This window comes from Pedobacter sp. (assembly GCF_040513095.1).
Taxonomy (GTDB): Bacteria; Bacteroidota; Bacteroidia; order Sphingobacteriales; family Sphingobacteriaceae; genus Pedobacter.
This window is the reverse complement of the sequence record NZ_JBEVDX010000011.1, coordinates 80,646-94,018: the sequence shown is the minus strand read 5'-3', so window position 1 is coordinate 94,018 and position 13,373 is coordinate 80,646. Positions and strand designations below refer to the sequence as shown.

Annotated in this window: 12 protein-coding genes; 6 read left to right on the top strand and 6 right to left on the bottom strand. The window is 43.2% G+C overall.

The window, feature by feature from the left end:
* Positions 1-28 precede the first annotated feature (28 nt).
* The 3 genes from ABWY16_RS01875 to mnmC2 form a co-directional block, all read right to left on the bottom strand.
* Positions 29-1,141 carry an AI-2E family transporter gene (locus ABWY16_RS01875; RefSeq protein ID WP_353902951.1) on the bottom strand — a complete coding sequence of 371 codons (1,113 nt, stop codon included), beginning with the start codon at positions 1,139-1,141 and terminating at the stop codon, positions 29-31.
* 88 nt (positions 1,142-1,229) lie between these two features.
* Entirely contained in the window at positions 1,230-2,183 is a 954-nt protein-coding gene (locus ABWY16_RS01870; protein ID WP_353902950.1) for an aldo/keto reductase, read from the bottom strand.
* Positions 2,184-2,290: 107 nt separating this feature from the next.
* Complete coding sequence (gene mnmC2 / locus ABWY16_RS01865; protein WP_353902949.1) at positions 2,291-2,962, bottom strand: tRNA (5-methylaminomethyl-2-thiouridine)(34)-methyltransferase MnmC2; 672 nt, start codon at positions 2,960-2,962, stop codon at positions 2,291-2,293.
* A gap of 46 nt (positions 2,963-3,008) precedes the next feature.
* Between mnmC2 and ABWY16_RS01860 the strand changes: the two genes are divergently transcribed.
* Positions 3,009-3,353 carry an MmcQ/YjbR family DNA-binding protein gene (locus ABWY16_RS01860; RefSeq protein WP_353902948.1) on the top strand — a complete coding sequence of 115 codons (345 nt, stop codon included), beginning with the start codon at positions 3,009-3,011 and terminating at the stop codon, positions 3,351-3,353.
* Positions 3,354-3,408: 55 nt separating this feature from the next.
* Here ABWY16_RS01860 and ABWY16_RS01855 read toward each other — a convergent pair whose 3' ends face one another.
* Positions 3,409-5,448: a M13 family metallopeptidase gene (locus tag ABWY16_RS01855; RefSeq protein WP_353902947.1), complete on the bottom strand. Its 2,040-nt coding sequence runs from the start codon at positions 5,446-5,448 to the stop codon at positions 3,409-3,411.
* A gap of 455 nt (positions 5,449-5,903) precedes the next feature.
* Between ABWY16_RS01855 and ABWY16_RS01850 the strand changes: the two genes are divergently transcribed.
* Together ABWY16_RS01850 and ABWY16_RS01845 are read left to right on the top strand one after the other, a co-directional pair.
* A complete protein-coding gene (locus ABWY16_RS01850; protein ID WP_353902946.1) occupies positions 5,904-6,449 on the top strand; it encodes a GNAT family N-acetyltransferase in 546 nt (181 codons plus the stop codon).
* Between the two features lie 58 nt (positions 6,450-6,507).
* Positions 6,508-9,183, top strand: coding sequence for a valine--tRNA ligase (locus ABWY16_RS01845; RefSeq protein WP_353902945.1), 2,676 nt, complete (start codon positions 6,508-6,510; stop codon positions 9,181-9,183).
* A gap of 59 nt (positions 9,184-9,242) precedes the next feature.
* Here the strand turns inward: ABWY16_RS01845 and ABWY16_RS01840 are convergent, their stop codons facing one another.
* Entirely contained in the window at positions 9,243-9,704 is a 462-nt protein-coding gene (locus ABWY16_RS01840; RefSeq protein ID WP_353902944.1) for a type I restriction enzyme HsdR N-terminal domain-containing protein, read from the bottom strand.
* A 55-nt stretch (positions 9,705-9,759) separates the two neighbouring features.
* Between ABWY16_RS01840 and holA the strand changes: the two genes are divergently transcribed.
* Positions 9,760-10,785: a DNA polymerase III subunit delta gene (gene holA / locus ABWY16_RS01835; RefSeq protein ID WP_353902943.1), complete on the top strand. Its 1,026-nt coding sequence runs from the start codon at positions 9,760-9,762 to the stop codon at positions 10,783-10,785.
* A 23-nt stretch (positions 10,786-10,808) separates the two neighbouring features.
* Positions 10,809-11,213, top strand: coding sequence for an EVE domain-containing protein (locus ABWY16_RS01830; RefSeq protein ID WP_353902942.1), 405 nt, complete (start codon positions 10,809-10,811; stop codon positions 11,211-11,213).
* A gap of 40 nt (positions 11,214-11,253) precedes the next feature.
* Here the strand turns inward: ABWY16_RS01830 and ABWY16_RS01825 are convergent, their stop codons facing one another.
* A complete protein-coding gene (locus ABWY16_RS01825; RefSeq protein WP_353902941.1) occupies positions 11,254-11,775 on the bottom strand; it encodes an acyl-CoA thioesterase in 522 nt (173 codons plus the stop codon).
* 76 nt (positions 11,776-11,851) lie between these two features.
* Here ABWY16_RS01825 and amyA point away from each other — a divergent pair, with 76 nt between their 5' ends.
* Complete coding sequence (amyA, locus tag ABWY16_RS01820; RefSeq protein WP_353902940.1) at positions 11,852-13,342, top strand: alpha-amylase; 1,491 nt, start codon at positions 11,852-11,854, stop codon at positions 13,340-13,342.
* Positions 13,343-13,373 lie beyond the last annotated feature (31 nt).

Below are 13,373 nucleotides of genomic sequence, written 5' to 3'. Positions count from 1 at the left end.
AGGATTGAGCAGCAAAAATACAATTTTTCTATTCAGGTTCTTCCAGTTTGATCTTTTTGGTGATACGGTAAACTTTCCTCTTTTTTGAAGGATTTACCTTTTCACCAAGCAGGATGCCCCAGGGCTTTAAGTCATCCACCCTGTCAAAGATAATCTTTAACATGGCCAGGTAAGGGATACACAGGAACATGCCTGAGATGCCCCAGATCATTTCTCCGACTACTATTCCTATAAAGGCAAACAGGGCGTTAATTTTTACTTTTGAGCCCACTACCAGCGGCATGAGGATATTGCCGTCCAACGCATGTACAGCTACAAATGCAATAATCACCAGAAGAACCTTTGCTGCACCTGCAGTAGCAAAAGTTATTACGATACTAATCAGCAGGGCTGAAAATATTCCGACATAGGGCACAAGATTGAATATCCCGGTTATGAGGCCCAGCAGTACTGCATATTTAACACCGAGGATGCTGAGTACGATCATCATAAGCCCGGTGACAATCAGCATCTGCAAAAATAAACCAAGAATATAGCGTTTGATGATGTATTGTATCTGACCCACAATATCGCTTACTTTCTGTTCGTGTTCTTCTTTGAATACAGCTTTAAGGAAAGAATAAAGGACGCCCCGGTAAGTAAGGATAAAAAAGGTGAACAGCAATAAAAAAGCCAGGAAAAGGAGGGTAGATGAAAGGGTCATCAGGGTTACGCCTACCACTGTAGCACTTGTAGCGATGGCATTTGTCGCGCTGTTCTTCAGGTAATCTATTTGTTTATGGGCATTGACATGGAAGGTTTTTGAAACCCAGTGCTGCAGTTCTTCAAAAGAATGCATTGCCTGCTGTTTCAGAAGGGGCCAGTCCTGCCCGAGATCGCTTAGCTGATTGGCCAGAAAAGCCATGATTCCTGCAATAACAGCGATCATCACTACAACTGAAAGTATGGATGCCAGACCTCTTTTCAACCTGCATCTGAACTGCAGAAAATTAGCCAGCGGCAGGAGCAGAAAGGCCAGCAGGAAGGAAGACAACAAGGGGGCGAGAATACTCTGTCCCAGAATGGCGAGGTAGCCCAGACAAATGATTGCAAATAAAACCAGAGCCAGTTTGGCGTAAAAGGGCAGGTAAATGTTCCTCATTAATATTCAGTTTAAGCGTTATTCTGCTGAACGACAAATGCCCTGCCAGAATTAACGGACAGGGCATCTGATGCTCCAATTTGCAGGATCATGACCAGGCACTTGCCTCATCGAGAATAGAAATGTCTTCTACATTCAGTTTTAAGGCTGCGGCCCTGGTTAACTCTTCGAGTTGTGCAAGACTGGTTACGCTGGCAATTGGCGCTGTAACTGATGGCCGTGCAAGTAACCAGGCTAAAGCGACGCTTGCAGGAGCAGAATTGTATTGTTCAGAAACTTCATCCAGGGCTTTCAGAATCCTGAATCCCCTGTCGTTCATATAAGCTTTTATCCCAGCACCTCTTTTGCTTTTCCCAAAATCTTCTTCGGAGCGGTATTTTCCTGTAAGGAACCCGCTTGCAAGGGAGTAATAGCCGATCACACCCAAATGGTTGTCAAGACAAATCTGCTCAAATTCTTTTTCAAAGTTTTCTCTGTTATAAAGGTTATACTCCGGCTGGAAGCTCTGGTATTTCGGCAGGCTCAGTCGCTGACTGGTTTCCAGTGATTCTTTAAGGCGATCTGCACTAAAGTTGGAAGCACCGATCCACCGTACTTTTCCTGCCCTGATCAGCTGGTCATATGCTTCAAGGGTTTCTTCTATGGATGTTTCAGGATCGTCGTAGTGCGACTGGTAAAGATCAACATAGTCAGTCTGCAAACGTTTCAGTGAACTGTCTATTGACGCCGTAATATGCGCTTTTGACAAGCTTTTCTTTCCGCTGCCCATATCGCCGCCAACCTTGGTGGCAAGGATCACTTTATTCCGGTTATTTCTTGCTTTCATCCATTTGCCGATGATCTTTTCAGACTCACCGCCTTCGTTTCCTTCCGCCCATCTCGAATAAGTATCTGCAGTATCAACAAAATTGAAACCTGCCTCAAAAAATCCGTCCAGTATTTCAAAAGATTTTGCTTCGTCCAAGGTCCATCCAAAAACATTTCCTCCAAACGTAATCGGGGATACCAGTAAGTCCGTACTTCCTAATTTTCTTTTATCCATTTTAATTGTCTTAGATAATGGAGGAACAATTTAGGGCTGGATAGGTTTGAGCTCAAAGATACTGTATGTGTAATAAAAATGTAATCTGTTTTTGATGCGCCCTGCCTCTAAGGCGTTTTCACTGCGCGGAGCATTTCTCTTTTTCCGGGAGCACCCGGAAGTTTTTCAATGGTCATTCCGACGCTTTTTAGTGCCCGTTTTAGTTTTCCCGTGATGGCGTAAGTAACAAATATTCCCCCGGGCTTCAGAAAGGAACATACATGGCCGATAATTTCGTCAGACCACATTTCGGGTTGGTGCTGTACTGAAAAGGCATCGAAATAGGCAAGATCAAAGAGCTTGTCTGACTGGAAATCCTGAAGTGTGGTATGAGGGATGGTCAGCTGTTGTTGTTCAGTCAAAGCAGTTGTTGCTGTCAGGGCCTGTTCATAATTCTGGATGAAGGTATCCCAGATCTTCGAAGGTACGTACTGATCGTACAGCGTGGATGCAAGTTCCTGGATGCGCAGTGGATAGGCTTCAATTCCCGTATAATCGATCATCAGCTGCTGTTCATTGGCATAAGCGGAAGTCATCAGGAAGTTTAATCCTGTGCCGAAACCAATTTCCAGAATAGCCAGCCTTTCTCCCGGAAAGCTTTGCTCAGCATATTTTAGTCCGGCATCTATAAATACATGTTTGCTCTCCTGCAAAGCGCCATGTTTAGAGTGATAGTGCTCGCCAATGGTTTCGTTGTATAAAGTATTGGAGCCGTCTGCTGTAGGGGTGATAATATTCATTTCTGCAAATTTATCCTATTTACTTAAATTAGCTTAAATTATATTGATGATGGATATAGAAATGTTTCGGGAATACTGTCTGAGCCTGCCGGGCACAACTGAGGAAGTAAAGTGGGAGGATAACCTTTGCTTCATGATCGAAAAAAAAATATTTGTGATGAGTTCCCTTACTGATGGCAATCTCGCCATGAAATGCAATCCGGAAGAGTTTGAAGAACTGATAGCGCGCGACGGAATCAGTCAGGCCTGGCACCTGGCAAAAGGGCAATGGATAGGGCTGACAGACCTTGAGGTGATGCCTGCCACGGAGCTAAAAAGAAGAATTGCAGATTCACGCCAGCTGGTACTGAACAAGCTGCCCAAAAAGATACAGGAGAAATACAGGGATTAAATAAAAGCGCCGCAACGGGATAAACCGGCGGCGCTCTTTTAATAGGGTGGTTAGTTTACCACATTCTGATTCTATCTTCAGGTTTTTTATATAATTTATCTCCTGGCTGCACATCAAAAGCTTTATACCAGGCATCCATATTTACCGGGGCACCGATCGTTCTGAATTCTCCTGGTGAATGCGGATCTGTTTTGATCAGTTGAGCAGCACTTTCAGGTAAGATATTGCCTCTCCACACTTGTGCCCATGATAGGAAGAAACGCTGATCAGGGGTAAATCCATCGATCTTCTCGTTAGACTGGCCCTGTTTAGTGAGTTTAAACGCTGTATAGGCTACATTCAATCCTCCCAGGTCACCAATATTCTCTCCCATAGTCAATTTACCGATAACATGGACCGTGTCCAATACAGTGTAGGCATCAAACTGTTCGCCGAGGGCTTTTGTCTTTGCTTCAAATTTTGTACGGTCTTCGGCTGTCCACCAGTTGCGCAGGTTACCATCTTTGTCATATTGGCTTCCGCTGTCATCAAATCCGTGCGACATTTCATGGCCGATCACGGCTCCTATACCGCCATAATTCACTGCATCGTCAGCATCAGGTGCGAAGAACGGGAACTGCAGGATTCCTGCCGGAAAAACAATTTCATTCATGGTAGCGCTGTAGTAAGCGTTTACTGTCGGAGGTGTCATTCCAAAACGGCTGCGGTCTACTGGTTTTCCAAGCTGAGAAACCATATCCTTATATCCCCAAACTCCGGTATTTCTTAAGTTTTGGAAATAAGTAGTGCGGGTAATAGTCAGGCCGTCATAGTTTTTCCATTTATCAGGATAACCGATTTTAGGTACAAAGGCATGCAGTTTAGCCAGTGCTTTTTCCTTAGTGGCATCACTCATCCAGTCCAGCCCTTTGATGCGGATTTCAAATGCTGTACGCAGGTTTTTAATCAGCTCTGTCATCCTTGCTTTCGCCTCAGGTTTGAAATATTTGGCTACGTATAGCTGACCTAATAATTCACCGATAGCGCCATCTGTTAAAGAAGACATGCGCTGCCATCTTGGTGTTTCTATTTTTTGTCCTGTCTGAGCCTTTGTAAATGCAAAATTAGCTTTCACAAAAGGAGAGCTAAGGTTTGCGGCAGAGCCTTTCAGTACAGACCATTGGAGGTATGTTTTCCAGTCGGCCAGCGGAACACTTTTAAGCATACCGTCCAGGGCTACAAAGAACTTAGGCTGTCCTACCAATACAGTATCCTGTCCTGCTACCTGTAATTTGGGCAATATGGCGCTCCAGTTCAGATTTGGCGTGGTTGCAGTGAAAGCTGCAACTGTAAATTTATTATACGTTTTATAGGGATCACGCATTTCTATACGCGGCATCTGTGCTTCAGCAAGTGATTTTTCAATCGCCATAACCGTAGCTGCTTTTTGAGCTGCTTCGGCTGCTGCCGAGCCTGTCAGTGTAAACAGGGTAGTCATGTAAGTCGTGTAAGCCTCACGGATTTTCAGCGATCGGCTGTCATCCTTCAGGTAATAATCACGGTCAGGCAGGGTTGTGCCTCCCTGTCCCAGTGATGCTACATATTTTGTCACGTTTTTTCTATCCTGTGTTACCCCGAAGCTGAACATAGGAGAGCCAATGCCGGAAGTACGCATCAGGAGTGCCTCGTTAATCACACCCTGCAGATCTTTGATTTGTTTAATTCTTGCCAGATCGGCCTTGATCGGGCTGTATCCAAGCTTTTCGATAGTAACACTGTCCATCGCAGCCGCATAGAAGTCGCCCACACGTTTTTTTACTGATCCTGCAGGTGCAGCTTTATCGGCCGCAGCATCCTCAACCACGCTTTTTACTGCGTTGATATTGAAATCGCGGAGTTCGTTAAAGCTTCCCCAGCGGGTTTCTTTTGCAGGGACAGGATTGTTTTTAATCCAGGTGCCACTCGCATACTCGTAGAAGTTATCTCCCGGTTTTACGGAAAGATCCATATTTGCAGGATCAATAAATTTTTTGGGTGCCTGTTGAGCGTAGGACGAATAGCTTGCAGCTAGTATGCCCAAAACTGCCATGCAGCTTTTCAGATGTTTAGGTCTCATTTCTTTCAGTTAATAAAGATACCTTATATGAACCTTGTCAGGAATTATGTTGAAACAACAGGTAACAAGTTTTTGAAAGGTATCGCTAGGCTGAAAGTAATAAAATATCGTTATTTAAACGTTTCTTAATAAAAATATTACCTGTTAAACCAATAATAGATTTTGGTCAGGCCTAGCTTTTTGATGATTAATCCCGGAAGCAGGAATACTTTGATCGACTTCATAGCTGGATAATAAATATATACTATTAACATATTTTAACATTTATTATTGTGTAGATATGAAAAATTATATTAGGTACATCAGATTTTTGTGTCAATCGGCTGTGGCCTGCCTTTTTCAGCCGCAACACATGAACTGCCTTCCCATATTTCTTATATTTGTTCCTCAGCACCCGGGGCTGGTCCAACTGTTCCATCCCTGAGGTTAACCGAATATTCCAATTGAACATATCAATGGCCGAATTAAAATTTTTTACACAGCGCTTAAAGTTAAGATTAGTGGAAATGGCAGATCTCGAAGCCATTCATTTGCTGCATCACCTTGCAGAGACAGATCAGTACAATACCCTGGGGATCCCCAAAGACCTGGAAGAGACCAATATCATTGTGGATGGTTGGATCAGTGACCATCAGAAACGGACAATCAAAAATTATACTTTTACTGTAGAATTTGAGAAAGGCGGATTTGTAGGCCTGATAGCTTTAAAGCTATCTTCCTCCAAGTTTAACAGCGCAGAGGTATGGTATAAGATTAATGTAGAACATTGGAATAAAGGTTATGCAACAGAAGCTATTAAAGCCGTGATAGGCTTTGGTTTTGGCCGGTTAAAACTACACCGCATCGAAGCGGGGTGTGCAGTGGAAAATCTGGCTTCTATCCGCGTACTGGAGAAGGCAGGCATGACACAGGAGGGCAGAAAACGCCAGATACTGCCCCTGAAAACCGGCTGGATGGACAGTTTTGAATTTGCTATTCTCGATGAAGAGTGGAAAGCATAAACATTTTCCCTCAAAAACCCTATTTTTGTAATTCAACTCCGATATTTTTTATACGATAATGAGCATTTCTACTAAATACGATCCTGCCGAAACCGAAGATAAGTGGTACAGCTACTGGCTGGAAAAGAACTTTTTTCATTCAGAACCTGATGAACGTGAGCCTTATACCATTGTAATCCCTCCGCCAAACGTAACGGGAGTCCTGCATATGGGCCACATGCTGAACAATACAATTCAGGACGTGATGATCCGCCGTGCAAGGATGCAGGGCAAGAATGCCTGCTGGGTACCTGGAACTGATCACGCATCTATTGCTACTGAGGCCAAGGTGGTGGCCATGTTGAAGGAAAGAGGAATTAGTAAAAAAGACCTTACCCGTGACCAGTTTATGGCTTACGCATGGGAGTGGAAAGAAAAATACGGAGGCATTATTCTTGACCAGCTGAAAAAACTGGGAGCGAGCTGCGACTGGGAACGTACGCGTTTCACGATGGAAGAAGATCTCTCCGAAGCTGTGATCGACTGCTTCGTGGATCTGTACAAAAAGGGGAGGATCTACCGCGGTATCCGTATGGTAAACTGGGACCCGGCTGGTAAAACAGCAGTCTCTGATGAAGAAGTAATCCGTAAGGAAGTAAACCAGAAGCTCTATTATATTAAATACTCAATTGCCCCTGCAAATGCGGATGGCAATGTTGAATATCTTACCATTGCTACTACACGTCCGGAGACGATTATGGCTGATGCAGCAATCTGTATCAATCCAAATGATGAGCGTTATACGCACCTGAAGGGTAAATCGGTATTCGTACCCCTGATCAACCGCGAAATTCCGGTAATAGAGGATGAATATGTAACAATGGATTTCGGTACGGGTTGCTTAAAAGTAACGCCTGCACATGATCTGAACGACTATGAACTTGGGGTAAAACACAAGCTCCCGGTGATAGATATACTGAATGACGATGGAACGCTTAACGAACTGGCAGTGATCCTGGTAGGTGAAGACCGCTTCGTTGCTAGAAAGAAGATTGCGGTGTTGCTGGATGAAGCGGGCCACCTGGATAAGGTAGAAGACTATAAGTCACAGGTAGGATTTTCTGAGCGTACGGATGCGGCTATCGAGCCAAAACTGTCGATGCAGTGGTTCTGCAAGATGGATGAAATGGCTAAACCCGCATTGGCAGATGTACTGAACGGTGATGTAAAACTGATTCCGGAAAAGTTTGTGAACACTTACCGTCACTGGATGGAGAATGTGCGCGACTGGAACATCAGCCGCCAGCTGTGGTGGGGCCAGCGTATCCCGGCATGGTACGATGATAAAGGCAACTGGGTAGTTGCTAAAACCAAAGAAGACGCATTGAACGAATTCCTCAAGGTAAAAGATATTGACGGTAAATTCTCTGAAGAAGAAGCCAATGGCTTTAAACATCAGCTGGCAACTTTTATCAGGCAGGACGATGATGTAATGGACACCTGGTTCTCTTCGTGGTTGTGGCCGATATCGGTATTCAATGGTTTCAAAGAACCCGGAAATAAAGATATCAACTACTATTATCCAACGAATGACCTGGTAACTGCTCCGGAGATTCTTTTCTTCTGGGTAGCGCGTATGATCATGGCAGGACACGAGTTTATGGGCAAAAAGCCATTTACCAATGTATACCTTACAGGGATCGTTCGTGACAAGCTGGGCCGCAAAATGTCGAAATCACTGGGCAATTCACCTGATCCGATTGGCCTGATTGAAAAATATGGTGCTGATGGGGTTCGGGTAGGAATGCTGTTATGCTCTCCTGCAGGTAACGACCTCATGTTTGATGAAAGCTATTGTGAGCAGGGCCGGAATTTTGCCAATAAAATATGGAATGCTTTCCGCCTGATCAAAGGATGGGAAGTTGATGAAAATCTTCCTAATCCAAATGAGCAGGCGATCCTCTGGTTTGAAAACCGCTTCAATGAAGCCTTGGCCGAAATTGAAGATAACTTTAAACAATACCGTTTGTCTGAAGCACTAATGACTACCTACAAACTGGTATGGGATGATTTCTGTGCATGGTACCTCGAAATGGTAAAACCCGTTTACCAACATCCCGTTGATGCGGCCACTTTGAATGCGACAATTGGTTTCTTCGAAAAAGTCCTGAGCCTTTTACACCCTTTCATGCCCTTTATTACAGAAGAACTCTGGCATGATGACATTTTTGGCGAAAAAGGCGAACTGGATTGTATTATCGTTGCTCCTTATCCTGTTGTAGGGAATGCTGATCTGCCCTTATTGAAGGATGTTGAAATAGTGAAAGGGATTGTTGCTGAAGTCCGTAATATTAGAAACACAAAACAAATCTCACCAAAAGAAGCTTTGCCTTTGAGCATAAAAGTGAACTCTGCGATAGCTTACGACAAATGGTTAACGATCATTTCCAAGCTGGCGAATATTACTGAAGTTGATTTTGTAAATGATAAAGTAACTGGCGCCTCAGCATTTATGGTAGGCAACGATGAATTCTTTATCCAGCTGAATGAAACGATTGACGTAGAAGCAGAAAGGGAACGCTTAAACGCGGAACTTGTGTATTTACAGGGATTTTTGAAATCTGTAGATGCGAAGCTTGGCAATGATCGCTTTGTGCAGAACGCCAAGCCGGAGATTATTCAGAACGAAAGAAACAAGAAGGCGGATGCTGATGCGAAAATCAAGATTATTGAAGACTCCTTAGCAGCGCTTTAAAGTATAGTCATATATATTGAGACATATAGATACACTGATATCTATATGTCTTTTTTGTTCTAGAGCATACTATATTCCGGCAGTTCTTCAAAGAATAAAAACTGAGAGGTGATATGATCAATTTGCGCATAACAATGTTTCAGTCCGTTGGTGACCACCAGCCATTTTGCCTGATGTACGGAATTGTAACGTGCAGCCTGATCAAATACTCCCTGCGAAATTTTTACAGCTGGGGCCTTACATTCAATAACCATAATCCTCTCGCCAGCCGTGTTAAAAATCACAATGTCCGTACGTTTCTGTAACTGATTTAAGCTGAGGCCGCCTTCAATCTGAATCAGCGACCTCGGGAATTTTTTGTCTCTGATCAGATAATGAATAAAATGTTGCCTTACCCACTCCTCGGGAGTTAAAACCAGGTGCTTTCTCCTTACTTCATCAAAAATGAAGTGCTGGTCCTCTTTCAAAGTAATCCTGAAAGGATACGGCGGAAGGTTCAGTGCGGTTGGTGTAAATGCCATTTGTGCAAAAATAACCTTTAATAATTAGTTTTAAGCCGTTACATTTGAATAATTTATGACTGCTTCCGATATTATAAAAGACCTTAAAGCTAAAAAGTTTAAGCCTGTTTACCTGTTACATGGTGAAGAACCCTACTATATTGATCAGATCATTCATTATATGGAACAGCATATCCTGAATGAAATGGAAAAAGGTTTTAACCAGACGGTTTTGTATGGTAAGGATACGGATATGGCCACAATCCTGAATGCGGCAAAACGCTATCCAATGATGTCAGACTACCAGCTGATCGTGGTAAAAGAAGCGCAGGACCTGAAGTGGTCAAAAGAAACCGAAGGCAGCAGCAAACAGGCCGAGTTTGTACAGAACTATTTTGAAAACCCGCTCAGCAGCACCATTCTGGTACTAGGCTTTAAATATGCCAATTTTGATAAACGCAAGAAGCTCTTCAAATCTATCACCAAAAATGGGGTAGTGTTTCAGTCGGATCCAGTGAGGGATTATAAGCTTGCCCAGTGGATCGAAGATCTGGTTAAAGAAAAGGGTATGAAGATCGCGCCCCAGGCTTCGGCCATGATGGCTGAATATCTGGGGGCTGACCTGTCCAAGATCTCCAATGAGCTGGAAAAACTGATGCTCAATATTAGTAAAGAAACGACTATTGATACTGATCTTGTGCAGAAAAATATAGGAATCAGTAAGGAGTATAATGTGTTCGAATTACAGAAGGCACTGGCGGCCAGAAACGTATTAAAATCTAACCAGATTATCAACTATTTTGCAGACAACCCCAAGGCAAATCCCATGGTCATGGTGATGGCAAACCTGAATTCTTACTTCTCCAAAATACTGAAATACCATTATCTGCAGAACAAGAATGATGCGGCCAAAGAGTTAGGTGTAAATCCTTATTTCGTGAAAGATTATGAACTGGCTGCAAGAAATTACAACATGAATAAAACCTTTGATATTATCAGTTTACTGCGGGAATATGACCTGAAAAGCAAAGGAGTAGACAGTACCGGCAACGTAACCGACGGGGAACTCCTGAAGGAGCTGCTGTTTAAAATGATACATTAATCCAATTACCATTATACAATACAATGAACTATTTTTTAGTCAAATCAGAACCTTTTAAATACAGCTGGGACCAGTTTAACAAAGACGGACGTACATTTTGGGACGGCGTAAGAAATTATCAGGCCCGAAATAATATCAAGCTGATGAAGGAGGGCGACCTGGTTCTTTTTTATCACAGCAATGAAGGAAAAAATGTAGTGGGGATTGCAAAGGTAGTACGCGAATTTTATCAGGATCCAACAACAGATGACGCAAACTGGGTAGTGGTAGACTTATCGCCCGTAGAAAGCCTCAAAAATCCCGTGTCACTGGAGCAAATCAAGGCAGAAGAAAGCCTGAAAGATATTTCTCTCGTTAAACAGGGCAGGCTATCGGTAATGCAGCTGAAAGCAACCGAATTTGATAAAATACTTGAAATGGGCAGCTGATAAGCTGCCTTCAGCATTATTTTTCGGTACTCGGCTGAACTTACTCTTTGAAGAATAATGCCTTCAGTTCTTTGGCATCGTTCGCATCCATCTTGCCTGCAAGAATCAGGCGCAGTTGTCTTCTCCGTAAGGCACCTGCAAATAACTCAATCTCTTCTTCAGTTTCCGGAGAAAGTTCAGGTACCGGGATCGGCCGTCCGCTCTGGTCTACCGCAACGAAGGTATAATAAGCTTCATTTGATTTTATACGGCTTCCCGAAGGAATATTTTCTGCCCATACATCCATACGAACCTCTACGGAGGTATGAAAAGCACGGGTTACCTTGGCTTCAATAGTAATCACATCGCCCAGTTTTATGGCATGCTGAAAAGAAACATTATCCACTGAGGCTGTCACCACGATCCGGTTACAATGTTTTTGTGCAGAGATAGCTGCGGCAATATCCATCCAGTGCAGTAACCTGCCACCCATCAGGTTATTCAGCGTATTGGTGTCATTTGGTAAAACCAGTTCATTCATCACTGTAAATGAATTCTTAGGATGTTTAGCTATTGTGCCCATATTGGCTGCAAAAGTAAACAAAAACTAAGACTTCATGTTATCCCTGTACGCTCAATCAAATAACGTATAAAGGATAATGATCAATCAAACTCTGATACAGTATTTTCACTGGTATTACAACGACGAATTAAAGTTATGGAAAAAAGTCTCAGCAGAGGCTAAAACACTTAAAGATATAGGCATAACAGGAGCATGGCTCCCACCTGCATATAAATGTACTGAAGGGAGCAACTCTGTAGGATATGATTGTTATGATTTGTATGATCTTGGAGAGTTTGATCAAAAGAATAGTGTGCCTACAAGGTATGGTAATAAGGAAGAATATCTGCAGGCTATAAAAGATTTGCATGATCAGGACATTATGGTAGTCGCTGATGTGGTGTTTAATCATAAGGCAGGGGCAGATGAACTTGAAAAAGTGCCGGTTAAACGTGTAAACCCCGATAATCGTTCTGAATTTACATCGGATCAGTTTGAAATAGAGGCCTGGACAAAGTTTACTTTTCCCGGAAGGAAGGGAAAATACTCAGCGTTTATTTGGGATAAAAGCTGTTTCAGCGGAATCGACTGGGCCGAAGACCTGCAGGAATCCGCTATATTTTCTATACAAAATGAATACGGCGACGGATGGGAAGATGTGCCCTCTGATGAAATGGGCAACTATGATTACCTCATGTTCAACGATATTGAGTTTAGAAATAAAGCTGTACGGGAGGAGTTAAAAAGATGGGGCGAATGGTACTATGAAACCTGCGGTATGGGCGGTTTCAGACTTGATGCTGTTAAACATATTTCCCCAAGATATCTGAAGGAATGGCTGGATCATATGAAATCCAAATTTGATAAAGATTTCTTTATTGTTGCAGAGAACTGGATTCTTGATGATGTACAGAAATTGAGAGATTATGTGGATTTGACGGAGGGCAGGATGCAGCTTTTTGACTCTATGCTTCACCATAATTTTTATCAGGCAGGAAAACAGGGCAGTGATTATGATATGAGTACAATCTTTAATGATACCCTGGTAGAATCACATCCGCAACTCTCTGTCACTTTTGTTGATAACCATGATTCGCAACCACTGCAGTCGCTCGAGGCTTATATAGATTTCTGGTTCCGTCCCTTAGCCTATGCATTGATCCTGCTCAGGGAACAGGGAATACCATGTGTGTTCTACCCCGATCTTTATGGTGCAAAATATATAGATAAAGATACTGATGGCAACGATGCCGATGTGGAGCTTATTGGTGTGCCACAACTGGATGTAATGCTCAGAACCCGCCGTGATGCTGCGCATGGTATCCAGCGTGAATACTTTGATCATCCGAATTGTATCGGCTTTACAAGAGAAGGAACTGCTGAGCAGAAAAACTCCGGAGTTGCGGTAGTATTAAGCAATGGGGAAGAAGGCTCTAAACATATGGAAATGGGCCCGGCGCAAGCGGGTAAGGTGTTCGTGGATGCTTTAGGTTACAGAACTGAAGAGATTACAGTTGCAGAAGACGGATGGGCGGAGTTTTTCTGTCAGGCCGGAAGCGTGTCAATCTGGGTACTGAAGTTGAATTAACGGTGCCTTATTGATTGGCCTCATAAGGTTC